22 protein-coding genes and 1 riboswitch are annotated in these 24414 nt (G+C 69.7%); of the genes, 13 read left to right on the top strand and 9 right to left on the bottom strand.

Features of this window, described 5'->3' with window-relative positions; translation table 11 throughout:
* Positions 1-34: 34 nt before the first annotated feature.
* The 3 genes from ACWCPY_RS15125 (at position 35) to ACWCPY_RS15115 (ending at position 1889) form a co-directional block, all read left to right on the top strand.
* On the top strand, positions 35-295 hold the full coding sequence (locus tag ACWCPY_RS15125; RefSeq protein WP_072483808.1) for a UBP-type zinc finger domain-containing protein: 261 nt from the start codon (positions 35-37) through the stop codon (positions 293-295).
* A gap of 230 nt (positions 296-525) precedes the next feature.
* Positions 526-939: an ATP-binding protein gene (locus tag ACWCPY_RS15120; RefSeq protein WP_148839137.1), complete on the top strand. Its 414-nt coding sequence runs from the start codon at positions 526-528 to the stop codon at positions 937-939.
* Positions 936-1889, top strand: a complete 954-nt coding sequence (locus tag ACWCPY_RS15115; protein WP_403768758.1) for an RNA polymerase sigma factor SigF — start codon at positions 936-938, stop codon at positions 1887-1889. Before ACWCPY_RS15120 ends, ACWCPY_RS15115 begins: the two co-directional genes overlap by 4 nt.
* A gap of 89 nt (positions 1890-1978) precedes the next feature.
* Here the strand turns inward: ACWCPY_RS15115 and ACWCPY_RS15110 are convergent, their stop codons facing one another.
* Positions 1979-2434: a hypothetical protein gene (locus tag ACWCPY_RS15110; protein WP_451264982.1), complete on the bottom strand. Its 456-nt coding sequence runs from the start codon at positions 2432-2434 to the stop codon at positions 1979-1981.
* A gap of 186 nt (positions 2435-2620) precedes the next feature.
* Between ACWCPY_RS15110 and ACWCPY_RS15105 the strand changes: the two genes are divergently transcribed.
* Positions 2621-3589, top strand: a complete 969-nt coding sequence (locus ACWCPY_RS15105; RefSeq protein WP_451264980.1) for a diacylglycerol/lipid kinase family protein — start codon at positions 2621-2623, stop codon at positions 3587-3589.
* A 320-nt stretch (positions 3590-3909) separates the two neighbouring features.
* Positions 3910-4167, top strand: a complete 258-nt coding sequence (locus tag ACWCPY_RS15100; RefSeq protein ID WP_003953983.1) for a WhiB family transcriptional regulator — start codon at positions 3910-3912, stop codon at positions 4165-4167.
* A 196-nt stretch (positions 4168-4363) separates the two neighbouring features.
* On the opposite strand, the gene ACWCPY_RS15095 is transcribed toward ACWCPY_RS15100, so the two are convergent.
* Entirely contained in the window at positions 4364-5830 is a 1467-nt protein-coding gene (locus ACWCPY_RS15095; protein WP_451265221.1) for a histidine kinase N-terminal domain-containing protein, read from the bottom strand.
* 365 nt (positions 5831-6195) lie between these two features.
* Positions 6196-7266 carry an SIS domain-containing protein gene (locus ACWCPY_RS15090; protein WP_451264978.1) on the bottom strand — a complete coding sequence of 357 codons (1071 nt, stop codon included), beginning with the start codon at positions 7264-7266 and terminating at the stop codon, positions 6196-6198.
* Between the two features lie 194 nt (positions 7267-7460).
* Between ACWCPY_RS15090 and nagB the strand changes: the two genes are divergently transcribed.
* A complete protein-coding gene (nagB, locus tag ACWCPY_RS15085) occupies positions 7461-8246 on the top strand; it encodes a glucosamine-6-phosphate deaminase (RefSeq protein ID WP_451264976.1) in 786 nt (261 codons plus the stop codon).
* A gap of 121 nt (positions 8247-8367) precedes the next feature.
* Here the strand turns inward: nagB and ACWCPY_RS15080 are convergent, their stop codons facing one another.
* The 4 genes from ACWCPY_RS15080 to ACWCPY_RS15065 form a co-directional block, all read right to left on the bottom strand.
* Positions 8368-9909, bottom strand: coding sequence for a glycoside hydrolase family 3 protein (locus ACWCPY_RS15080; RefSeq protein ID WP_451264974.1), 1542 nt, complete (start codon positions 9907-9909; stop codon positions 8368-8370).
* Positions 9910-9917: 8 nt separating this feature from the next.
* Positions 9918-10748: a carbohydrate ABC transporter permease gene (locus tag ACWCPY_RS15075; RefSeq protein WP_451264972.1), complete on the bottom strand. Its 831-nt coding sequence runs from the start codon at positions 10746-10748 to the stop codon at positions 9918-9920.
* Entirely contained in the window at positions 10745-11737 is a 993-nt protein-coding gene (locus tag ACWCPY_RS15070) for a carbohydrate ABC transporter permease (protein ID WP_451264970.1), read from the bottom strand. Before ACWCPY_RS15070 ends, ACWCPY_RS15075 begins: the two co-directional genes overlap by 4 nt.
* A gap of 100 nt (positions 11738-11837) precedes the next feature.
* Positions 11838-13121 carry an extracellular solute-binding protein gene (locus ACWCPY_RS15065; protein ID WP_451264968.1) on the bottom strand — a complete coding sequence of 428 codons (1284 nt, stop codon included), beginning with the start codon at positions 13119-13121 and terminating at the stop codon, positions 11838-11840.
* A gap of 279 nt (positions 13122-13400) precedes the next feature.
* Between ACWCPY_RS15065 and ACWCPY_RS15060 the strand changes: the two genes are divergently transcribed.
* The 5 genes from ACWCPY_RS15060 (at position 13401) to ACWCPY_RS15040 (ending at position 20147) form a co-directional block, all read left to right on the top strand.
* Positions 13401-14165 carry a GntR family transcriptional regulator gene (locus ACWCPY_RS15060; RefSeq protein WP_329815939.1) on the top strand — a complete coding sequence of 255 codons (765 nt, stop codon included), beginning with the start codon at positions 13401-13403 and terminating at the stop codon, positions 14163-14165.
* A gap of 227 nt (positions 14166-14392) precedes the next feature.
* A complete protein-coding gene (locus tag ACWCPY_RS15055) occupies positions 14393-14647 on the top strand; it encodes a DUF3311 domain-containing protein (RefSeq protein WP_451264966.1) in 255 nt (84 codons plus the stop codon).
* Positions 14644-16278 (top strand): monocarboxylate uptake permease MctP, encoded by a 1635-nt coding sequence (gene mctP, locus ACWCPY_RS15050; RefSeq protein ID WP_451264964.1) that lies wholly within the window; start codon positions 14644-14646, stop codon positions 16276-16278. The genes ACWCPY_RS15055 and mctP overlap by 4 nt, the downstream gene beginning before the upstream one ends.
* Before the next feature lie 160 nt (positions 16279-16438).
* Positions 16439-16574, top strand: a riboswitch (cobalamin riboswitch).
* A gap of 142 nt (positions 16575-16716) precedes the next feature.
* A complete protein-coding gene (locus ACWCPY_RS15045) occupies positions 16717-19128 on the top strand; it encodes a ribonucleoside-diphosphate reductase subunit alpha (RefSeq protein WP_451264962.1) in 2412 nt (803 codons plus the stop codon).
* Entirely contained in the window at positions 19128-20147 is a 1020-nt protein-coding gene (locus tag ACWCPY_RS15040) for a ribonucleotide-diphosphate reductase subunit beta (RefSeq protein WP_451264960.1), read from the top strand. The genes ACWCPY_RS15045 and ACWCPY_RS15040 overlap by 1 nt, the downstream gene beginning before the upstream one ends.
* A gap of 3 nt (positions 20148-20150) precedes the next feature.
* Here ACWCPY_RS15040 and ACWCPY_RS15035 read toward each other — a convergent pair whose 3' ends face one another.
* Positions 20151-20363 (bottom strand): hypothetical protein, encoded by a 213-nt coding sequence (locus ACWCPY_RS15035; protein ID WP_451264959.1) that lies wholly within the window; start codon positions 20361-20363, stop codon positions 20151-20153.
* An 81-nt stretch (positions 20364-20444) separates the two neighbouring features.
* On the opposite strand from ACWCPY_RS15035, the gene ACWCPY_RS15030 reads away from it, so the two are divergent.
* Together ACWCPY_RS15030 and ACWCPY_RS15025 are read left to right on the top strand one after the other, a co-directional pair.
* On the top strand, positions 20445-21419 hold the full coding sequence (locus tag ACWCPY_RS15030) for a GlxA family transcriptional regulator (protein WP_451264957.1): 975 nt from the start codon (positions 20445-20447) through the stop codon (positions 21417-21419).
* Positions 21420-21511: 92 nt separating this feature from the next.
* Positions 21512-23437, top strand: a complete 1926-nt coding sequence (locus tag ACWCPY_RS15025; protein ID WP_451264955.1) for a family 20 glycosylhydrolase — start codon at positions 21512-21514, stop codon at positions 23435-23437.
* Between the two features lie 52 nt (positions 23438-23489).
* Here ACWCPY_RS15025 and ACWCPY_RS15020 read toward each other — a convergent pair whose 3' ends face one another.
* Entirely contained in the window at positions 23490-24221 is a 732-nt protein-coding gene (locus ACWCPY_RS15020) for a D-Ala-D-Ala carboxypeptidase family metallohydrolase (RefSeq protein ID WP_451264953.1), read from the bottom strand.
* Between the last annotated feature and the right edge of the window lie 193 nt (positions 24222-24414).

The raw sequence follows: 24414 nt of genomic DNA, 5'->3' as shown, positions 1-24414 counted from the left end.
TCACGGTCCACGTATCCGTCGTAACCTGACAATCATGAGTGACTGCCCTCACGTGTCCGCACTGCCGCGCCCCGAACCTGCTCCGCTCAGCGCGACGTGCCCCGGCTGCCTCGCGGCGGGCACCCACCCCGTGCAGCTGCGGCTCTGCCTCGTCTGCGGCCATGTCGGCTGCTGCGATTCGTCGCCCCTGCAGCACGCCACGGGGCACTTCAAGGAGACCGGTCATCCGGTGATGCGGAGCTTCGAGCCGGGCGAGAGCTGGCGCTGGTGCTTCGAGGACGGTTCGATCGTCTGAGGCCTGGGTACGTCAAACCGGCGCCGGTTGTTCGTAATTGACCGCCGCAGACCCCTACCCACTGTGTGTACTCATGGGCTTACCATGAGTGACAGCCATGGGCTGGGGCTCTGGCGACACGGCATCATGGGTCGCGATAGCGTCGCGGACCAGAACCGAAGACGTACCGCATGGCTCCGGGGCACCCTTCCCGGATCCTCGAAAGAGTTTGTGCCACCTTGGAGGTGAGGGTGTCCCAGATCGCAGGCGAGCCCGGGAATCAGGACTTCGTAGAGGTCCGGCTGCCCGCTGCGGGTGCCTACCTGTCGGTGCTGCGTACGGCCACGGCCGGTCTCGCAGCGCGCTTGGACTTCACTCTCGACGAGATCGAGGATCTTCGCATCGCGGTCGACGAGGCCTGCGCGATCCTGCTTCAGCAGGCCGTGCCGGGCTCCGTCCTCAGCTGCGTCTTCCGACTCGTCGAGGATTCTCTCGAGGTCACGGTGTCCGCCCCCACGACGGACGGCCGGGCACCGGAGCGCGACACCTTCGCCTGGACGGTGCTCTCCGCACTGGCCGGGAAGGTCGACTCCTCGGTGGCCGACGACCGTACGGTCAGCATCAGCCTCTACAAACAGCGCGGCGCGGGACCCGGGCCGGCGTGAGCAACGGGAACGGGGACGGTCCTGTGCGGGACGAAACGATGCGACCAGGGGTGGTGCGCGCAGCAGGCATCCCGGAACAGCAGGCCCTGCCCCATCCGGTGGACGGGGCGGACGGGCCGGTGGGCCGTACGGTCGCGGTGGAGCAGTCGCAGGCGGAGCGGGCAGGCCAGATGAGCGAGCACGGGCACCACGATCCACACGACCGCAGCGGGGCGCGGGCGCTCTTCGTCGAACTGCGCGCGCTTCCCGACGGGTCGCCCGAGAAGGCGGAGCTGCGCAATCGGCTGGTGCGGATGCATCTGCCCCTCGTGGAGCATCTGGCCCGCCGGTTCCGCAACCGCGGCGAGCCGCTGGACGACCTGACCCAGGTCGCGACGATCGGCCTGATCAAGTCGGTGGACCGGTTCGACCCGGACCGCGGCGTCGAGTTCTCGACGTACGCGACCCCGACGGTCGTGGGCGAGATCAAGCGCCACTTCCGTGACAAGGGCTGGGCGGTCCGGGTGCCGCGCCGGCTCCAGGAGCTGCGGCTCTCGCTGACCACGGCCACCGCCGAGCTCTCCCAGCAGCACGGGCGCTCGCCGACGGTCCACGAGCTGGCGGAGCGACTGGGCATCTCCGAGGAAGAGGTCCTGGAGGGCCTGGAATCGGCCAACGCGTACAGCACGCTCTCACTGGACGTGCCGGACACGGACGACGAGTCCCCCGCGGTCGCTGACACGCTGGGCTCCGAGGACGAGGCGCTGGAGGGCGTCGAGTACCGCGAGTCGCTCAAGCCGCTGCTGGAGGATCTGCCGCCGCGCGAGAAGCGGATCCTGCTGCTGCGCTTCTTCGGCAACATGACCCAGTCGCAGATCGCGCAGGAGGTCGGCATCTCGCAGATGCACGTCTCGCGGCTGCTGGCCCGCACGCTGGCGCAGCTGCGCGAGCGGCTGCTCGTCGAGGAGTAGCGGGCAAGGCCGCGCGGGCGCGGTCCTTGCCGTGCCCGCGCGGCCCCGTGCCGTCGGCCCGCCCCGCCCGGTCGCCGGGCGGGGCGGATTCAGTTCTCCGGGGTGGTGCCCGGCCGGCGGATGCCGAGCGCCTCGACCGTCGTCGGCCTGACCAGCTGGTAGAGCGCCGTCAGGGTCACCGCGGCGAGGACGATCCCGGCCGGGATCAGCACGCCGTGCGACCGCAGCAGCGTCCAGGCCACCGGCAGTCCGATGATCTGTGTGATGAGTGCGGGACCGCGGCTCCAGCTGCGCCGCAGCAGCAGACCGCGGGCGGCGAACAGCGGGATCAGGGCGAGCGCGATCAGCGTCAGACCGCCCATCTCCGCCTGCTGCGGGCTCTCGGGGCTGCCGAGCAGCCCCATGACCAGCATGTAGATCCCGCCGATGGCCAGCGCCGCCCCTTCCAGGGCGGTGAGTGCGGCAACGAGAGTGATCCTGCTCGGCTTCGCCGGTTCGAGCCTCGGCGAGGGCGACGAGGCGGGCGTGTTCTGCTGAGTACTCACCCTTGCAGGTTGGCATCCCGGCGCCGCGAAAGCGAAGCCGGGGTCGAAACCGGTACCGGAACGGATGCCGGAACCGGTACGGGGACGGGCGGCCGGTCGGCCCCGCAGCATCCGGGCCGTCACCGAGCGTGAAGGTCAGGGGGCGGGACTTCAGAGCGATACCGCGCGGTAGGTAGTCTGGCGGTCATGCGCGCACTCCTCGTGGTCAATCCAGCTGCTACCACCACCAGTGCGCGGACCCGTGACGTGCTCATCCACGCGCTGGCCAGCGAGATGAAGCTGGAGGCCGTGACCACGGAATACCGGGGCCACGCCCGGGACCTGGGGCGGCGGGCCGCGGACAGCGACGACATCGATCTGGTGGTCGCCCTGGGCGGCGACGGCACGGTCAACGAGGTCGTCAACGGCCTGCTCCACAACGGCCCCGACCTGGACACCCTCCCGCGGCTCGCGGTGGTTCCCGGCGGTTCCACCAATGTGTTCGCGCGTGCCCTGGGCCTGCCCAACGACGCGGTGGAGGCGACCGGAGCGATCCTGGACGCGCTCGCCAACCGGACCGAACGCACGGTCGGCCTCGGACTGGCGGCCGGCACCCCCGGCACCGAGGACGAATCCGTCCCGGAACGCTGGTTCACCTTCTGCGCCGGGCTCGGTTTCGACGCGGGTGTGGTCGGCCGGGTCGAACAGCAACGCGAACGCGGCAAGCGCTCCACGCACGCGCTCTACGTACGGCAGGTGGTCCGGCAGTTCATCGACGAGCCGCACCGCAGGCACGGCGTGATGACCCTGGAGACCCCCGGGCACGAACCGGTCACCGATCTGGCGCTGTCCATAATCTCCAACACCGCCCCCTGGTCCTACCTGGGCAATCGCCCTCTGTACGCGTCCCCGAAGGCCACCTTCGACACCGGCCTGGACGTGCTCGGACTGAAACGGCTCTCCACTCCGGCGGTCGCCCGTTACGGCACTCAGCTGCTCACTTCGAGCCCGGAGAAGGGCCCGTCCGGAAAGCACGCCGTTTCACTTCATGACCTCACGGACTTCACCTTGCATTCAAAGGTCCCGCTGCCTTTCCAGATGGACGGAGACCACCTGGGAGTGCGCACGAGTGTGACGTTCACAGGCGTACGCCGTGCACTGCGTGTGATTGTGTGAGTGGAAGGGACCAAAGTCCTTTAACTCGAACGTTTGGGCTGGGCTCCACCCCATAGAAGTACGGCTGTGACCTAGTCGACACCGAGGAATCAAAAAAAAGTTTCCAGAAGGGGTTGTATCCGCCGCTGAGGTTTGCGAATCTCTACATGGCGATCGGGACGGCCCGCAACACCAGCCTCCGCTGAGAGCCAGAACCCCTCCTCACTTGCACAGGACCACAACCAGTTCATCTGGGCGTCGGCCCGTCACCTGCGGGGGGATTCGTGAAAGCGTTCACATTCACAAGCAACAGTATGTAATACCAAGGAGAGGTAGCAGCCATGGACTGGCGTCACAACGCCGTTTGTCGTGAGGAAGACCCCGAGCTGTTCTTCCCCATCGGCAACACCGGTCCTGCGCTGCTGCAGATCGAGGAAGCCAAGGCCGTCTGCCGTCGCTGCCCCGTCATGGAGCAGTGCCTGCAGTGGGCGCTCGAGTCCGGCCAGGACTCCGGCGTCTGGGGTGGCCTCAGCGAGGACGAGCGCCGCGCGATGAAGCGCCGCGCCGCTCGCAACCGGGCGCGTAACGCCAGCGCCTGACCGACGCCACCGCTACGAGCCTCAGCCAGGCGGCGCGTACAGAGCGTACGCACAACCCCGCCCCCCGAGTCGCAGCGCGCAGTACCCCCGAAGCGCATGCATGAACAGTGAGCCCGGACCGTGAAAACGGTCCGGGCTCACTGCTGTGTTCGTCCCCGCCGGAGGTCCACTCCGGTGAACGGGCGGACCGGCGGGGCTACTTCTGGGGCCGGACGGGGATGTCGAGCACGACCTGGGTGCCGCGCTCGGGGGCCGGGACCATGCCGAAGGTTCCGCCCAACTCGCCTTCCACCAGCGTCCGGACGATCTGCAGACCCAGGTTGCCGGCGCGCTGCGGGTCGAATCCCTCGGGCAGTCCGCATCCGTCGTCCTGGACCGTGATCAGCAGCCGCGCCCCGGCGGAGGTACCGCCGCGCACCGCGGACACCTCCACCGTGCCGGACTCGGCGAGCGTGAAGGCGTGTTCCAGGGCGTTCTGCAGGACCTCCGTGAGCACCATCGCCAGGGGTGTGGCCACTTCGGCGTCGAGGATGCCGAAGCGTCCCGCCCTCCGGCAGGTGACCTTGCCCGGCGAGATCTCGGCGACCATCGCGATGACGCGGTCGGCGATCTCGTCGAACTCCACCCGCTCGTCCAGATTCTGGGACAGCGTCTCATGGACGATGGCGATCGAACCGACGCGCCGCACCGCCTCGTTGAGCGCCTCGCGGCCCCGTACGGAGTCCATCCGCCGGGCCTGGAGCCGCAACAGGGCCGCAACGGTCTGGAGGTTGTTCTTCACCCGGTGGTGGATCTCCCGGATGGTCGCGTCCTTGGTGATCAACTCGCGTTCACGGCGGCGCAGTTCGGTGACGTCCCGGAGCAGGACCAGGGAGCCGATGCGGACGCCCTTGGGCTTGAGCGGGATCGCCCGGAGCTGGATCACCCCGCCCGCGCACTCGACCTCGAACTCCCGGGGCGCGTAGCCGCTGGCCAGCTTGACCAGGGCCTCGTCCACCGGCCCCCGGGAGGGGGCGAGTTCGGCGGTGATGCCGCCCAGGTGCTGGCCGACCAGATCCGAGGCGAGGCCGAGCCGGTGGTAGGCGGAGAGGCCGTTCGGACTGGCGTACTGGACGACCCCGTCGGCGTCGAGCCGGATCAGCCCGTCGCCGACGCGCGGCGAGGCGTCCATGTCGACCTGCTGGCCGGGGAAGGGGAAGGACCCGGCGGCGATCATCTGGGCCAGGTCCGAGGCCGACTGGAGGTAGGTGAGCTCCAGCCTGGACGGGGTGCGGACGGTGAGGAGGTTGGTGTTGCGGGCGATGACCCCGAGGACCCTGCCCTCCCTGCGTACGGGGATCGACTCGACCCGTACCGGCACCTCCTCGCGCCACTCCGGGTCGCCCTCGCGCACGATCCGGCCCTCGTCCAGCGCCGCGTCCAGCAGCGGACGGCGGCCGCGCGGCACCAGGTGCCCGACCATGTCGTCCTGGTAGGAGGTGGGGCCGGTGTTGGGGCGCATCTGCGCCACGGAGACATAGCGGGTGCCGTCGCGCGTGGGGACCCAGAGCACGAGATCGGCGAAGGAGAGGTCGGAGAGCAGCTGCCACTCCGAGACCAGCAGATGCAGCCACTCCAGGTCGGTGTCACTGAGGGCTGTGTGCTGGCGGACGAGGTCGTTCATGGAGGGCACGTGTGCGAGCGTACCCGCGGACGTGCGATGGTTCCGAACCGAACGACCGGACCGTACGTGCAAGGGGAGGTGGCCGGAAAATTGCGGCTGCCGCATGGATGGACACGGGCGAATGGTCTAGTCCACAATGCTGAGGACAGAGCTTCCGCTCTCCCCGCACAGGAGAGTGGATCGAGGTACCCGCGCTCTCTGCCCTGACCGCGCAGGTACCTCTCCCCGGCCGGGGGCACCGCACACCGCCGGCCGAACAGACCGTCCGTGATGGCCGGTCTTACTCCGGGCTGCGGTGCCGGACGGGCTGAGGGTCCCGTCCCGGCGCCGTGGCCCGCGGGTGTTCCCGGGGAGTTCCGCCGCGCTCAGCGGGTCTCGGTGACCTTGGCCAGGGCGCGGGGCGCGTCCGGGTCCTGGCCGCGGGCGATCGTCACCTCGTACGCCAGCATCTGCAGCGGCAGGATCTCCAGAACCGGCTGGACCTCCTCGGCGACCCCGGCCGTCGGCAGCACGAACCCCGTGGACGCCGCCTCGACCTGGGCCTTCGGGCCGACCACGAAGAGATCGGCGCCCCGGCCGCGCAGCCGGTCCAGGACGGGCTGGAGGGCCTCGCCGCCCCGGCCGTCGGTGACCACGGCGATCACCGGGGAGACGTTGTCGACCATCGCGAGCGGGCCGTGCAGCAGGTCGGCGCCCGAGTAGGAGAGGGCCGGGATGTAGCTGGTCTCCATCAGCTTCAGGGCGGCCTCCTTGGCGGTGGGGTAGCCGTAGCCGCGCGAGGTGATGACCATCCGCTCGGCGAAGCGGTAGCGGGACGCCAGGGCCCTGACCTCGTCCTTGCGGGCCAGGATCTCCTCGGCCCGCTCCGGCAGGACCGCTGCGGCCGAGCCGTCGCCGCCGGCCAGCCCCTCCACGAAGAGGTAGAGGGACAGGAGCGAGGCGGTGTACGTCTTGGTCGCCGGGAGGGCCTTCTCCGGGCCGGCCAGGATGTCGATGTGGTACTCGGAGACCGCGGACAGCGGCGAGTCCCGGTTGTTGGTCACGGCCAGGGTGATCGCACCGGCCTCGCGCGCCGCCCTCGTGGAGGCCACCAGGTCCGGCGAGCCGCCGGACTGGCTGACGGTGACGACGAGGACGTCCCGGAGGTCCGGCTTCGCGCCGTACGCGGTGGTGGTCGACATCGAGGCGAGACCGCAGGGCAGACCGAGCCGGATCTCCAGCAGGTACTTGGCGTACAGCGCGGCGTTGTCCGAGGTGCCCCGGGCGGTGAGCAGTACGAAGCGCGGCCCGCGTGCCGCGACCGCGGCGGCCACCTCGCGGATCGCGGGGGCGCCCCGGTCGAGGATGCGCCGGAGCATCGCGGGCTGCTCGGCCATCTCGCGGGACATGATCCGGCCCGGCTGCTCGCTCTCCTCGGCTGGAGATGTGGCGGACATGTCGAGTGCCTCCCAGCGGGGTCCCGGTGCGTCGGCGGCGCCGTCCGGACCAGTCGACCACGGTGCGCCGGACGCCCGCCAGCGGACCGCGTCCACGATGGGAACACCCCGTGCCCGGGTTGCCGGGGTCTGCTAGATTGGAGGCCGATTGGTCTATACCACCTGACTCAACTCTTCAGATCGGCAGGCCCCGCGTGGAAGTTGTCATCGTCCCGGACGCCAAGGCAGGCGGCGAACTCATCGCGGAGGCGATCGGCGCCCTCCTGAGCCGCAAGCCCGACGCCCTTCTCGGCGTTGCCACCGGCTCGACCCCGCTGCCCATCTACCAGGCGCTGGCGGCCAAGGTCCGCTCCGGTGCCGTCGACGCCTCGCGCGCCCGCATCTGCCAGCTCGACGAGTACGTCGGTCTGCCCGCGGGCCACCCGGAGTCCTACCGCTCCGTGGTGCTGCGCGAGGTCGTCGAACCGCTCGGCCTGTCCGAGGCGTCCTTCATGGGCCCCGACGGCTCCGCCGAGGACGTCCAGGCGGCGTGCCTGGCGTACGACAAGGCGCTCGCCGAGGCAGGCGGGGTCGACCTGCAGCTCCTCGGCATCGGCACCGACGGGCACATCGGCTTCAACGAGCCCTGCTCCTCGCTCGCCTCCCGCACCCGGATCAAGACGCTCACCGAGCAGACCCGGATCGACAACGCGCGCTTCTTCGACGACGACATCACGCAGGTGCCGCACCACGTGATCACCCAGGGCATCGGCACCATCCTGGAGTCCCGCCACCCGATCCTGCTCGCCACCGGCGAGGGCAAGGCGGACGCCGTGGCGCAGACGGTGGAGGGGCCGGTCGCCTCGATCGTGCCCGCCTCGGCGCTCCAGCTGCACCCGCACGCGACGGTGGTGGTGGACGAGGCCGCCGCGTCGAAGCTGAAGCTGGCGGGCTACTTCCGCGCCACGTACGCGGCGAAGCCGGCGTGGCAGGGGCTGTAGCACTCCCGGGCACGTACGAGAGGGCCGGGACACCCACGCGGGGTGTCCCGGCCCTCTCCTGTGCCGTCGCGGGCCCGGCCGGGCGTGATGCGGCCCCCCGGCCCCGTATCACGCCCGGCACTCAGGCCGTCGGGCCGTCCGTGCCCCTGACGACGATCTCCGCCGCCGCGAGGCCGCAGACGCGGGCCGCGCCATGGGTGGCGATGTGCAGGCCGCCCCTGGGGGCCGCCTGCGGGACGCCCATCTCGACCACGACCGTGTCGGGGCGCTCGGCCACCAGGGCGTCGAGCGCCTCGCCCATCCAGGCGTGCCGGTGGACGTCGCGGACGACCACGACGATGCGCCGCTCCCCCGCCGCCCGCAGCACCGCGGCGACGGGCGCCTCGGTCTCGCTGCCGTACGTACCGGTCTCCGTGCCCGGCAGCAGCCGGCCCAGCTCCGCCGCGACGCCCCACGGGGTCTCGTCGCCGACGGCGATGTTCGACGCGGAGGCGAACGCGGCGACGTAGGCGGGCTCGGTCAGCGGGGCGGCGGAGCCGGTCGTCCGCACCGCCCGGCGGGCGGCGACCAGGCCGATGTCGGATCCGGTTCCGGTGCCGGACGCGGTCCCCTCCTGCTGTGCCGCGCCCGGCCCCGATCCGGCCTTCCCGGCCCCCTGCGTCCAGGACGCGAGGGCACGTACCCGGGCGGCCGCGTCGGCGAGCCGCTCCTCGGCGAGTTCACCGCTGCGCACGGCCCGGACCAGCGCGTCGCGCAGCCGGAGCACCGTGCCGTCGTCCTCCAGGCCGCCACCGACGCACAGCGCGTCGGCCCCGGCGGCGATCGCGAGGACGGAGCCCTGCTCGATGCCGTACGTCGCGGCGATGGCCTGCATCTCCACGGCGTCGGTGACGATCAGGCCGTCGTAGCCCAGCTCCCCGCGGAGCAGACCGGTGAGGATCCGCGGGCTCACCGTGGCGGGGTGGTCCGGGTCGAGCGCCGGCAGCAGGATGTGCGCGCTCATCACGCACTTGGTGCCCGCCGCGATGGCCGCCCGGAAGGGCACCAGTTCACGGGCGTGCAGGGTCTCCAGGTCCACGTCGATGCGCGGCATCGCGTGATGCGAGTCGATCGCGGTGTCGCCGTGCCCCGGGAAGTGCTTGGTGCAGGCGGCGACCCCGGCGGCCTGGAGGCCCTCGACGTACGCGGCGGTGTGCCGGGCCACGAGCTCGGTGTCGGCGCCGAAGGACCGTACGCCGATGACCGGGTTGTCCGGGTTGGAGTTGACGTCCGCGGACGGCGCCCAGTTGAGGTTGACGCCGCACTCGGCGAGCCGGCGGCCGAGCTCCTGGGCGACCGCGCGGGTGAGGCCGAGGTCGTCGACGTGACCGAGGGCGAGGTTGCCGGGGAACGAGGAGCCGGTGCGCACCTCCAGGCGGGTGACGTCACCGCCCTCCTCGTCGATCGCGACGAGAAGGTCCTCGCGCTCGGCCTTGAGCTGGGCGGTGAGCGCGGTGACCTGCTCGGGCGTGCGGATGTTGCGGCCGAACAGGGCGACGGAGGCGAGGCCTTCGTCGACCCGGCGCAGCACCCAGTCCGGGGCGGTGGTGCCGGTGAATCCGGGCTGCAGTACGGCGAGCGCGTCGCGGGTGACGGTGTCCGTGGCGGATATCAGGGTGGTCATGGGCGGCGTTATCCCTTCACTGCGCCGTCGGTGAGGCCGCTGACGGCCTTGCGCTGCAGGAAGACGAACAGGATGAGGATCGGGATGGCGAAGATCGAGGCCGCCGCCATGGTGGCGCCCCAGTCGTCGCCGAACTGGCTCTGGAACTGGGAGAGCCAGAGCGGGAGCGTCTTGGCCTCGGGGTCCTTGTTGAGGATCAGGACCAGCGGGAATTCGTTCCAGGCGGTGATGAAGCCGAAGAGCGAGGTGGCCATCAGGCCGGGGGCGAGCAGCGGCAGGATCACCTTGACGAAGGCCTGCGGGCGGGTACAGCCGTCGACCATGGCGGACTCCTCCAGTTCCTTGGGCACCGCGGCAACGTAGCCGCGCAGCGTGAGGATCGTGAAGGGGAGCACCATCACCATGTAGAAGAGGGTCAGCGGGACCAGGCTGTTGAGCATGTCGGCGTCGCGGACCAGCATGTAGATCGCGATGACCATGACTTCCCACGGCGCCATCTGGGCGATCATGAAGACCAGGATCATGCCCTTGCGGCCCTTGAAGCGCATCCGGGCCAGCGCGAACGACGCGAAGAGCGCGATGATCAGCGAGAACGCCACCGCGACCAGGGTGACGGTGAGCGAATTCCTGACCAGGGTCAGGAAGTTCGGTGCGTCGTACGCCGTCTTGAAGTGCTCGAACGTGACGTCGGTGGGGAGCCAGACCGGCGTCTCGGTGATGATGTCGCCGGTCGGCTTGAACGCCGTGCTGAACATCCAGTAGACGGGGAAGACCAGGGCGGCGAAGAGGACGATCGCCGTCGCGTTGGGCCAGATGCGGCCGAACAGTGAGCGCTTCACAGCTCGTCCTCCTCTTGCTTGAGAACGATCCGGAGGTAGTAGGAGGTCAGCCCCAGCATGATCAGGATGGTCAGCAGCGAGATCGCCGCGCCCATGCCGTAGTGCTGGTTGCCGACGCCCTCGACGAAGGCGTAGATCGGCAGGGTCTCGGTGAGGCGGTTGGGGCCGCCCTCACTGATGGTGAAGATCTGCGGGAAGGCCTTGAAGACCCAGATGACTTCGAGGAAGGTCGTGGCGTAGAGGAAGGGCCGCAGGAACGGGAACGTCACCGAGGTGAAGCTCTTCCAGACGCCGGCGCCGTCGAGCGAGGCGGCCTCGTACAGTTCCTTGGCGATCGTCGTGGTCGCCGCGTACAGGTTGATCGCGACGAACGGGATGGACTGCCAGACGATCATCAGGGTGACCACGAAGAAGGTGGAGAACTGTGATCCGGTCCAGTTGAAGTCGGCCATCGAGTGCCAGCCGAGCTTGTCCAGCACGTAGTTGACCACGCCGAAGCGCGAGGCGAACAGCCACTGGAAGACGGTGGACGCGGCCACGATCGGCATCGCCCAGGCGAGCACCAGGCCGACCATCAGGGTGAGCCGCATCTTCTTGCCGAGCCGGGCGAGCAGCAGTCCGACCAGGGTGCCGAGGACCATGATCAGGACGACGTTGACGCCGGTGAAGACGATCGTGCGGAGCGTGACCCTCCAGAAGTCCTCGCCGGTGAGGATCTCCTGGTAGTTCTTGAAGCCGTTCCACTCGGTGACATGCTGGATCAGCTGTCCCATATTGAGGTTCTGGAACGACAGCATGGCGTTCTTCACCAGGGGGTACCCGAGGAAGAGCGCCGTCACCGCGAGTGCGGGAATCATCAACAGGTACGGCGCTGCGCCTATACCCGGCTTCCGCTTGCTTCCCCCGTGCTGCCCGACGGGTGGTTTCCCGTCCTGCCCGCGGACTGCGGCTGTCTTGGCCACATCCGAGGGTTCGGTCTGCACTGCCATGCTCGCCATCTCTTCCAACAAAGCCCTACACGGAACGGTGCGTACGACCGGGGCGGCGGGTCGGGACCCGCCGCCCCGGCGCGGGACGCGCTACTTGCGACTACTGCTGCTGGCTGAGGCGCTTGTTGAGCTCACCCTCGACCTGCTTGGCGGCCTCGGCGGGCGACTTGCCCTGGAGAACCAGCGTCATGTAGGTCTTGATCGGGTTCGGCGGGTTCTCGACCGGCGCCCACTCCGGGATCAGCGGCGTGGTGCCACCAGACTTGGCGGCGGCCGGACCGGCGGCCTCGGCGGCGGGCTGGCCGACGGTGTACTTCTGCATGGCGTCGTTCTTCGGGGACCAGCCGGCCTCCTTGATGAGCGCGCCGTCGTTCTGCTCGGAGAGCGCGATCTTCAGGAACTCCTTGGCCAGGTCCTGCTTCTTGCTGCCCGCGGCCACGGCGAGGTTGGAGCCGCCGAGGAAGACACCCTCGGGCTTGTCGGCCGTCTCACCGGGGATGGTGAAGAAGCCGATGTCGTCCTTGATCTTCGGGTTGGCCTTGATGGCGGTGCCGGCCTCGTAGCCCATCGCGATGATGGCGCCGGTCTTGCCCTTGGCGAAGACCTCGGCCTGCTGCGGGGTGGCCTCGTCCTTGTCCTTGGGGGCCTTGGAGAAGGCCTGGTACTGCTTGTAGACGTCCATGGCCTCGGCGACCTTCGGGTCGGCCAGGTTGGAGACGTACTTGTCGCCTTCCTTCTTGACCGGAGAGACGTCCTTGCCGACGAGCAGACCGTCGAAGAAGTACCAGTTCTGGCCGGGCAGGTAGATCGGCTCGGCGTTGCCCTTCTTCTCGATGGCCTGGAAGGCCTTGAAGAGGTCGGCACGGGTCTTCGGCGTCTCGGTGATACCGGCGTCCTTGAAGACCTTCTTGTTGTACATGACGACGCGGTTGCCCACGTACCACGGCAGGGCGTACTGCTTGCCGTCGTAGATGGAGGGCTGGTTGACGCCGTCGGCCCAGGCGGAGCCGATCTCCTTCTTCAGGTCACCGAGGTCGGCGAGACCGCCGGTCTTGGCGTACGCCGGGGTCTGGGTGTTGCCGATCTCCAGGACGTCCGGCGGGTTGGACTCGGAGAGGGCCGTGGTGACCTTCTGCTGAATGCCGTTCCAGTCCTGGACCTCGATCTTCAGCTTGGCCTTGGTCTTCTTCTCGAACTCCTCGGTGACCGTCTTGGTCCACCCGTCCGGGTTCGAGCCGGACATCGTCCACACGGTCAGGGTCTGGCCCTTGTACGCGTCCGGACCGGCCTTCTTGCCGCTGTCACCGCCGTCGTCGGACCCACACGCCGCGAGGCCGATCATCATGCCCGCGACGCCGATCGCCGCGATGAGCTTGCGCTTCACGCCAAACCCTCCTCAGGGATACTGCAACCCCGCCCACCGCGAAGACATTCGACGAGTACTGCTGGGGCTGGACCTGGTCTTTAATGGTTTAGACCAGTACCGGGAGCTTGGCCTAGACCTTTAGGGGTGTCAAGGGTGTATAAGAAGTGCACTCGCGTCCGTTATAGGACCGACACCTAAGGGAGGGCGACCAGCCGTGACCGGACCGTGCCACCATGTGAGCCGCGACAGACGGAGGAGCCGGTGACGGCAGCAACGCAAGCGTCGGGAAGGCGGACCATGGGTGCCGACGGGGGCAGTACGGAGAACGAGACGGGCGCGGCCACGCGGACGGCGCGCGTCCCGAAGTACTACCGGCTGAAGCGACATCTGCTCGACATGACGGACACCATGCCGCCGGGCACCCCCGTGCCGCCGGAGCGGACCCTGGCCGCCGAGTTCGACACCTCGCGCACCACCGTGCGCCAGGCGCTCCAGGAGCTGGTCGTCGAGGGCCGGCTGGAGCGCATCCAGGGCAAAGGCACCTTCGTCGCCAAGCCGAAGGTCTCGCAGGCCCTGCAACTCACCTCGTACACCGAGGACATGCGCGCCCAGGGCCTCGAACCGACCTCCCAGCTGCTGGACATCGGCTATGTGACGGCCGACGACACCCTCGCCGGGCTGCTCGACATCACCACCGGCGGCCGGGTGCTGCGGATCGAGCGGCTGAGGCTCGCCAGCGGCGAGCCGATGGCGATCGAGACCACACACCTTTCGGCCAAACGCTTCCCCGCGCTGCGCCGCTCGCTGGTGAAGTACACCTCCCTCTACACCGCCCTGTCGGAGGTGTACGACGTGCGGCTGGCCGAGGCCGAGGAGACCATCGAGACCTCGCTGGCCACCCCGCGCGAGGCCGGCCTGCTCGGTACCGACGTGGGCCTGCCCATGCTGATGCTCTCCCGGCACTCGCTCGACGGACAGGGCGAGCCGGTGGAGTGGGTGCGCTCGGTCTACCGGGGCGACCGGTACAAGTTCGTGGCGCGCCTGAAGCGGCCCACCGACTGAGCCCGGAACACCACTCGGGGCCCCCGCGGAAAGCATCACTCCGCGGGGGCCTTTCGTACATCTCGGTACGGACCAACTGCCGTACGCCTGGCGGAATCACGAACAGAAGTACCCACTCAGGGGACCGTTGCCGGACCGCAATGCGGACAGGGGGTGACGGTGACCGGAAGCCTCCCCTAGATTTCCTGCGCATTACAAGGTGATCAGCGAGGGGACGGAGTCGCCGCATGCCAGCAGGCCCAGAAGGAAAACCGCCCACCGTCACACCGGTGCGGGTGGTCATCGCCCTCTGTCTCGTCGCGCCGTTCGTGGCGATGCTCTGGGTGAGTTCGTACGCGAAGGTGGACCCCACCTTCATCGGCATTCCGTTCTTCTACTGGTACCAGATGCTCTGGGTGCTGATCTCCACCGCGCTGACGATGATCGCGTACAAGCTGTGGCAGCGTGACCAGCGCGCCCGCAAGGGAGGTGAGCCGGCATGAAGGACGGCGTGAACGGCGTCGCGCTCGGCGTCTTCATCTTCTTCTTCGTGGCCGTCACGGTCATGGGCTTCCTGGCGGCGCGCTGGCGCAAGGCCGAGAACGAGGCCAGCCTCGACGAATGGGGCCTGGGCGGACGGTCGTTCGGCACCTGGGTCACCTGGTTCCTGCTCGGCGGCGACCTGTACACCGCGTACACCTTCGTCGCCGTTCCGGCGGCGATCTACGCGGCGGGCGCGGCCGGCTTCTTCGCCGTGCCGTACACCATCCTGGTGTACCCGCTGATCTTCACCTTCCTGCCGCGGCTCTGGTCGGTCTCGCACAAGCACGGGTACGTCACCACCTCGGACTTCGTGCGCGGGCGCTTCGGCTCCAAGGGCCTGTCGCTGGCGGTCGCCGTCACGGGCATCCTCGCCACGATGCCGTACATCGCGCTCCAGCTCGTCGGCATCCAGGCGGTGCTGGACGTGATGGGCGTCGGCGGCGGCGAGAACACCCACTGGTTCGTCAAGGACCTGCCGCTGCTGATCGCGTTCGCGGTGCTCGCCGCGTACACCTACTCGTCCGGACTGCGGGCACCCGCGCTGATCGCCTTCGTCAAGGACGGGCTGATCTACCTGGTCATCGCGGTGGCGATCATCTACATCCCGATCAAGCTGGGCGGCTTCGACGACATCTTCGCCAAGGCGGGCGAGGCGTTCTCGCAGACCAACCCGGCCACCGGCAAACCGCGTGGCGCGCTCGCGCCGGGCGAGGCGGGCCAGTGGGGTTACGCCACCCTGGCGCTGGGCTCGGCGCTGGCGCTGTTCATGTATCCGCACTCGATCACGGCGACGCTCTCCAGCCGCAGCCGCAATGTGATCCGGCGCAACACCACGATCCTGCCGCTGTACTCGCTGATGCTGGGCCTGCTGGCGCTGCTCGGCTTCATGGCCATCGCCGCCGGGATCAAGGTGGACAACGGGCAGCTGGCCATCCCGCAGCTGTTCGAGAACATGTTCCCGGACTGGTTCGCGGGCGTCGCGTTCGCCGCCATCGGCATCGGCGCGCTGGTGCCCGCCGCGATCATGTCGATCGCCGCGGCGAACCTCTTCACCCGCAACATCTACAAGGACTTCCTGAAGCCGGACGCGACCCCGGAGCAGGAGACCAAGGTCTCCAAGCTGGTGTCGCTGCTGGTCAAGGTCGGCGCGCTCGCCTTCGTCCTCACCATGGACAAGACGGTCGCGATCAACTTCCAGCTGCTCGGCGGCATCTGGATCCTCCAGACGATGCCGGCCCTGGTCGGCGGCCTGTTCACCCGCTGGTTCCACCGCTGGGCGCTGCTCGCGGGCTGGGCGGTCGGCATGGTGTACGGGACGGTGGCCGCGTACGGGGTCGCCTCGCCGACCCAGAAGCACTTCGGCGGCTCGTCCGCGGAGATCCCCGGCATCGGCGAGATCGGCTACATCGGCCTCACCGCGTTCGTGCTGAACGTGGTCGTGACGGTGGTGCTGACCTTCGTCCTGAACGCCGTGAAGGCGCCCGCCGGGATCGACGAGACCTCCCCGGCCGACTACACCGCCGACGCGGGCGACCCAGGCGTCGAGGCGGAACTCCCGCCGGCCACGGCGGGGGCGCCGGGCGGCCACTGACGATCCGCGCCCACGGCCCGTCGAGCCCCCTCCAGCGGGGCGCGGCGGGCCGTCGGCGTGATCGGGTCGCCCGGCCCGGGAAAGGGCCGTACGGCTCGTTCTGTGGGTCCGGCCCGGTCGACGCGACACAACATGTGGGGGCTGCCTCATCGGGCAGCCCCCACATGTATGCTCTTCCTCGCTGTCGCCGCAGGGGAATCCGGTGCGAATCCGGAACTGTCCCGCAACGGTGTATTCAGTGCGCTTTTGTGCACCCCCGAGTCAGTCCGATGACCTGCCGGCAGCGCATCCGGCTCGACCGAACCGGATGCCCAGACGTCCGGGCCTCGCGGTTGGGCCGGTGGACGCCGTGCGGAGCGCTGCCCTGCCCCGGGTCTGCGCGTCCGCAGGGCTGCCCCGTTCCCCGCCGGCCCCGAGCCGAGCGAGGGAGAGCACCACGTGACCATCGCGCCAGCCGATCCGGCTTCAGTCGCCGCGTCCGCAGCAGCCGAGTCCGAGGCAGCCGCACAGGACGGACCGGGGACCGCACTGCTGCGGACCCTGACCGACCTCACCGCCGATCTGCCCGACACCGACCCCGGCCGGGTCGCCGCCGCCGCGCTGCGCGGCCGCAGCGCCCGGGCGGACGAGGCGGAGCTGCGTTCGCTGGCCACCGAGGCCGCCGCGGGCCTGATCTCCGAGGACCCCGCCTACTCCCGGCTCGCCGCCCGGCTCCTGACCCTCACCATCGCGGACGAGGCGGCCGGGCAGGGCGCGGTCTCCTTCTCCGCCTCGGTCGCCGTCGGGCACCGCGAGGGCCTGATCGCGGACCGTACCGCCGCGTTCGTCGCCCGCCACGCGGCCGCCCTCGACGCGCTGGTGGAGCGTTCGCTCGCCGACGGCGCGGACGACCGCTTCGGCTACTTCGGGCTGCGGACCCTGCACAGCCGCTATCTGCTGCGCCACCCGCACACCCGCCAGGTCGTCGAGACGCCCCAGCACTTCATGCTGCGGGTCGCGTCCGGGCTCGCCGAGGACGACTCGCAGCGCGCCGTGGACGAAGTGGCGGCGCTGTACGGGCTGATGAGCCGGCTCGACTACCTCCCCTCCTCCCCCACGCTCTTCAACTCCGGCACCCGGCACCCGCAGATGTCCTCCTGCTACCTGCTGGACTCCCCGCTGGACGAGCTCGACTCGATCTACGACCGCTACCACCAGGTGGCCCGGCTCTCCAAGCACGCGGGCGGCATCGGTCTCTCGTACTCCCGCATCCGCTCCCGCGGTTCGCTGATCCGCGGCACCAACGGGCACTCCAACGGCATCGTGCCGTTCCTGAAGACGCTGGACGCCTCCGTCGCCGCGGTCAACCAGGGGGGCCGCCGCAAGGGCGCCGCCGCCGTCTACCTGGAGACCTGGCACGCGGACATCGAGGAGTTCCTGGAGCTGCGCGACAACACGGGCGAGGACCAGCGGCGTACGCACAACCTCAACCTGGCCCACTGGATCCCGGACGAGTTCATGCGCCGGGTCGACGCGGACGGCGACTGGTCGCTGTTCTCGCCCGCCGACGTACCCGGCCTCGTCGATCTGTGGGGCGACGAGTTCGACGCCGCGTACCGGGCCGCCGAGGCCCAGGGGCTGGCCCGCAAGTCGATCCCGGCCCGCGAGCTGTACGGCCGGATGATGCGCACCCTCGCGCAGACCGGCCAGGGCTGGATGACGTTCAAGGACGCCTCCAACCGGACCGCGAACCAGACCGCCGAGCCGGGCACCGTCGTCCACTCGTCGAATCTGTGCACCGAGATCCTCGAAGTCACCGACGACGGCGAGACGGCGGTCTGCAACCTGGGCTCGGTCAACCTCGGCGCGTTCGTCGCCGACGGTGGCATCGACTGGGAGCGGCTGGACGCCACCGTCCGCACCGCCGTGACCTTCCTGGACCGGGTCGTCGACATCAACTTCTACCCGACCGAGCAGGCCGGCCGCTCCAACGCGAAGTGGCGCCCGGTGGGTCTGGGCGCCATGGGCCTCCAGGACGTCTTCTTCAAGCTGCGGCTGCCCTTCGACTCCCCCGAGGCCCGCGCGCTCTCCACGAAGATCTCCGAGCGGATCATGCTCGCCGCGTACGAGTCGTCCTGCGAGCTCGCCGAGCGGTCCGGACCGCTGCCCGCCTGGTCGCAGACGCGGGCGGCACGCGGTGTGCTGCACCCCGACCACTACGACACCGAGCTGAACTGGCCCGAGCGGTGGGAGGCGCTGCGCGCCCGCGTCGCGAGGAGCGGGATGCGCAACTCGCTGCTGCTCGCCATCGCGCCGACGGCGACGATCGCCTCGATCGCGGGGGTCTACGAGTGCATCGAGCCGCAGGTCTCCAACCTCTTCAAGCGCGAGACGCTCAGCGGTGAGTTCCTCCAGGTCAACGCGTATCTGGTCGATGAGCTGAAGCAGCTCGGGGTGTGGGACGCCCGCACCCGTGAGGCGCTGCGCGACGCCAGCGGCTCGGTGCAGGGCTTCGCCTGGATCCCGGAAGAGGTGCGGGCGCTGTACCGCACGGCGTGGGAGATCCCGCAGCGCGGTCTGATCGACATGGCGGCGGCCCGTACGCCGTTCCTGGACCAGAGCCAGTCGCTGAACCTGTTCCTGGAGACGCCGACGATCGGCAAGCTCTCCTCGATGTACGCGTACGCCTGGAAGCAGGGGCTGAAGACGACGTACTATCTGCGCTCGCGCCCGGCGACCCGGATCGCCCGTGCCGCCTCCGGCCAGGCCGCGACCGCCGCCCCCATTCCCGTACAGCAGGCTTCGGCGCCCGACGCGGACGCGATCGCCTGCTCCCTCGAAAACCCCGAGTCCTGCGAGGCCTGCCAGTAATGAGCACCACCGAATCCGAGAAGAACCTGCTCGACCCGGGCTTCGAACTGACCCTGCGGCCCATGCGCTACCCGGACTTCTACGAGCGCTACCGCGACGCGATCAAGAACACCTGGACGGTGGAGGAGGTCGATCTGCACTCCGACGTCGCCGACCTCGCCAAGCTGTCCCCCGGCGAGCAGCACATGATCGGCCGGCTGGTCGCGTTCTTCGCGACGGGCGACTCGATCGTCTCCAACAACCTCGTGCTGACGCTGTACAAGCACATCAACTCCCCCGAGGCGCGGCTGTACCTGTCGCGGCAGCTCTTCGAGGAGGCCGTGCACGTCCAGTTCTATCTGACGCTGCTGGACACCTATCTGCCCGACCCGGAGGACCGCGCCGCCGCGTTCGACGCGGTCGAGGAGATCCCCTCCATCCGTGAGAAGGCGCAGTTCTGCTTCAAGTGGATGGACTCGGTCGAGAAGATCGAGCGGCTGGAGACGAAGGCCGACCGCCGCCGGTTCCTGCTGAACCTGATCTGCTTCGCGGCGTGCATCGAGGGGCTGTTCTTCTACGGCGCGTTCGCGTACGTCTACTGGTTCCGCTCGCGGGGTCTGCTGCACGGTCTCGCCACGGGCACCAACTGGGTGTTCCGTGACGAGACGATGCACATGAACTTCGCGTTCGAGGTCGTGGACACCGTCCGCAAGGAGGAGCCGGACCTCTTCGACGACGAGCTCCAGCAGCAGGTCACCGACATGCTGAAGGAGGCCGTGGCCGCGGAGCTGCAGTTCGGCCGCGATCTGTGCGGCGACGGGCTGCCCGGTATGAACACCGAGTCGATGCGGCAGTACCTGGAGTGCGTCGCCGACCAGCGGCTCACCCGGCTCGGCTTCCCGGCGGTCTACGGCTCCGAGAACCCGTTCTCGTTCATGGAGCTCCAGGGCGTGCAGGAGCTGACGAACTTCTTCGAGCGCCGGCCGTCCGCGTACCAGGTGGCGGTGGAGGGCTCGGTCGCCTTCGACGACGACTTCTAGACCCTAGATCCTGGCCCAGCTTCTGAGGTAGGGGCGCCGCGCAGCCGTGACCGGCCGCGCGGCGTCCGCCGTCTCCGGTGGTCCGTCGCTCCGGGCCCGTTCCGCGGCGCGCAGCTCGCGGTCGATGCGACGCTCGCGGGCGAGCCCGGCGAGGGCGGGCAGCAGGACGAGAGCGATGAGTGCGGCTGTGCCCAGGACGTTCTGGAATGTGTTCATGGCTCCACTCTCGTCCGCGCGGCCGGATTGCGGCAGTGGCAGGACTGTCATGGACCATCGAATTACTGCCACACTGGTGCCATGCTGAAAAATGTCGCCGCTCTGCTGCTCGACGAGGTCCACCCCTTCGAACTGGGTGTGCTGTGCGAGGTCTTCGGACTCGACCGCAGCGATCAGGGCCTGCCGGTCCACGACTTCGCCGTGGTCTCCGCCGAGGGCCCGGTGCTCCGGACCCACGCAGGCTTCACCATCAGTACGCCGTACGGCCTCGACCGCCTGGAGGAGGCCGACCTCATCGCCGTGCCGGCCGGCAGCCACTTCAGGGAGCGGGAGTACCCCGAGGAGGTCCTCGACGCGCTGCGCCGGGCGGTGGACCGGGGGGCCAGGGTGATGAGCGTCTGCTCCGGCGCGTACGTCCTCGGCGCGGCCGGACTGCTGGACGGGCGCCGCTGCACCACCCACTGGCGCCACGCCGCGGAACTGGCGCGCCGCTTCCCCCGGGCCGTCGTCGAGCCCGATGTGCTGTACGTGGACGAGGGCCAGGTCATCACCTCGGCGGGCACGGCGGCCGGGATCGACGCCTGTCTGCACCTGGTCCGGCAGGCGTACGGCCCCGATGCCGCCAACGCGATCGCCCGCCGCATGGTGGTGCCGCCGCACCGGGACGGCGGCCAGGCGCAGTACATCGAGCGGCCACTGCCCCGCACCTCCTGCGACACCGTCGGCGAGACGCTCGTCTGGATGGAGCGCCACCTCGACCAGGAGATGACCGTCGAGCAGCTCGCCGCCCAGGCCCACATGTCGCCGCGCACCTTCGCCCGCCGCTTCCAGCAGGAGACGGGCACCACTCCGTACCGCTGGCTGCTGCGCCAGCGGGTGCTGCTGGCGCAGCATCTGCTGGAGACGTCCGATGAAACGGTGGACACGATCGCGGGGCGCACCGGCTTCGGGACCGCCGCCGCACTGCGCCACCAGTTCGTACGCTCCTTGAGCACCACGCCGAACGCGTACCGGCGCACCTTCCGCGGTCCGGGCGCGATGGTCGAAGTCGCTTGATCTGCAGAAGATCTGACGTCGGATCAATCGTCCAACCGCTCGCCACTCCCGTCCATGGACCGCGGCCCGGCCGGCCCAGGAGGGTCGGTCGCATGGACATACGGAAGACAGGACGAAGGACCACGGGGGCCGTGGTGGCCGCGCTCGCCGCCGCGCTGCTGCCCTGGCAGAGCGCCTCGGCCGAGAACACCCCCACCGCCGCGCCCCCGCCCGAAGTGCTGCCCTCGCTGCGGCAGTGGCAGCCCGGAGAGGGTGAGTTCACCCTGACCGACCGGGCGCGGATCGTGCTGGACGGGGTGCGCGACAGCCGTACGACCGCCGACGCGCGCCGTTTCGCCGATGAGCTGGCCACCGGGCGGGCCCCGGTGGCCCGGGGCCTCGCGGCGGCCCGCCCCGGCGATGTCGTGCTGCGCCAGGACCCCTCCCTGAAGGGCTCGTTGGGCGCGGAGGGCTACCGGCTCGATGTCGGCGACCGGGTCACGGTCACGGCCGCGACCTCCACCGGTGTCTTCTACGGCTCCCGGACGGTCCTCCAGCTGCTGAACGACGACGGCAGGGCCGCACGCGGCTCGGCCACCGACGTTCCGGCGTACCGGGAGCGCGGCGTCGGTGTCTGCGCCTGCTACATCAATGTGTCGCTCCCGTGGTTCGAGCGGCTGATGAAGGACATGGCGTCCCAGAAGCTCAACCAGCTGTGGATCGAGGCCAAGGTCAGGAGCGACACCGACCCGGCGTCGGCGTTCTGGGGCTACTACACCAAGCCGCAGGTCCGCACCCTGGCCGCGCTGGCGAAGAAGTACCACATCGAGCTGGTGCCGGAGATCAACTCCCCCGGCCACATGGACACCTATCTGGAGAACCACCCGGAGCTCCAGCTCAAGGACAGGAACGGGGTCTCCTCCCCGCCCCGGCTCGACATCTCCCGGCCCGAGGCGCTCGCGTACTACACCTCGATGGTCGACGAGGCGCTGGAGGTGTGGGGCACCCGCTCCTGGCACATGGGCGCGGACGAGTACATGATCGGCTCCTCCTACCCGGACTATCCGCAGCTGCAGACCGCCGCGACCGCGAGGTTCGGCGCGAAGGCGACCCCCGACGACCTCTTCGTCGACTTCATCAACCAGGTCGACGAGCATGTGAAGGCCGGCGGCCGGTCGCTGCGGATCTGGAACGACGGTCTGGCGGGCAGGAACGGTGTGGTCCCGCTGAACCGTGACATCACCGTCGAGCACTGGCTGGGCGGCGGCAGCATCCAGAAGCCCTCCGCGCTGCTCGCCGAGGGCCGGCCGGTGATGAACTCCGCCTACGCGCTCTACCTGGTGCGCGGCGGCTACACCACGCGGACCCGGGAGCTCTACGAGAGCGACTGGACCCCGCTGCGCTTCGAGGGCGAGACCCTGCCCGCGACGTCGGCGAACCTCACCGGGGCCAAGATCAGCCTGTGGCCGGACAGCGCCGCCGCCGAGACCGAGAACGAGGTGGAGGCGAAGACCTTCATGCCGCTGCGGTTCCTGGCCCAGGCCACCTGGGGCGGCCCGAAGCCCAGCGGGACGTACGACGGTTTCGAGGCGCTGGCCCGGCGGATCGGCCACGCGCCGGGGTGGTCGAACACCGACCGCACCCCGCTGCCCGACGGTACGTACCGGCTGACCGCGGGCGCCAGGTCCCTTGCTCCGGGGGCGGATTCGGGGGTCTCCCTGGTCCGTGGCGGCACGGCCTCCTGGACGCTGACGGCCACCGCCGACGGGTACTACACGGTGCGCCCGGCCGGCACGGACCAGTGCCTGGACGCGGTGCGCGGCAAGAAGTACCTGGGCGCCCCGCTGGAGGTCGGGGCCGAACTGTCGCTGGCCGGCTGCTCGGCGACGGCGCGTACGCAGCGCTGGCAGCTGGACGCCTCGGCCGGGGCGCTGACCCTGCGCAACGCCATCTCGCAGCTGCACCTGACGGAGCGGGCCGGGGACGGCGCCGCGGTCCAGACGACGGGCGGTACGCGGCTGACGGCGAAGTCCTCCTGACCGTCCCGCACAGAGGTGGGGCCCGCCGGTGCCGGCGGGCCCCACCCGCGTGTCAGATGCCGCAGTTGGGCGCGGACCAGAAGTGGCTGGGGCCCTGGTTCACGTGGACGTGGTCGTTGTGGTCCGGGTAACCCGGGCCGAGGATCCCGTTGAACCCGTGGTTGCGGGCCTGCTGGGCCAGGGTGCAGAAGGCGATCCCGCCCAGGTCGGCCGCGTCACCGTACAGATGACGGCTGTTCGAGGCCCCGCCGACCGCGCTGTTGCAGGACGTGGAGCGGAAGCCGCTGTTGACGGTGATGGGGCGGTCGCCGAGCGCGTGGCGCAGCGCCTCCAGCTTCCACATGGTGCTCAGCGCGTTGGCCTTGGCCGTTCCCGCAGCGACGGCACCACCGGCCCAGGTGCTGTTGCAGTGGTTGAGCTCGGCGTACGTGAAGTGGGCCGGGGTGCAGTCGTTGTCCTGGAGCTCGTAGATCTTGGCCTGGGTGGCCGGGCCCGCGATGCCGTCGGCGGCGAGGCCGTAGGCGGCCTGGAAGCGCTTGACGGCGGCGGTGGTGGCCGGTCCGTAGGAGCCGTCGATGGCGAGTACGGAGTTGTAGCCGGGGTAGCCGGCCACCCGGATCTGGAGCTGGACGACGTCGTTGCCGGTGGCGCCGGGGGACATGGTGCGGGTCCAGGTGTAGCAGCCGTCGGCCTGTGCGGTGCCGGCGGTCACCATGGCACCACCCAAAGCGAAAGCCATGGTCATGACAAGACCGAGCAGAAGTCGTGCGGTACGTCTGAGCATGTGGGGCTCCCCGCTGTGACGGAAGTGTGGTCAGAGAGCTTGTCGGACGAGTCGACGCGCGTCAACTACCCACGTATGAATGGCAGTTGACGGGTGCCGGGGAACGAAAACCGGTCACCGAGGTCGGCGAGACCGCCGGTCTTGGCGTACGCCGGGGTCTGGGTGTTGCCGATCTCCAGGACGTCCGGCGGGT

Source organism: Streptomyces sp. NPDC002403 (assembly GCF_053593015.1).
This window is presented reverse-complemented; position numbering and strand designations above follow the sequence as displayed.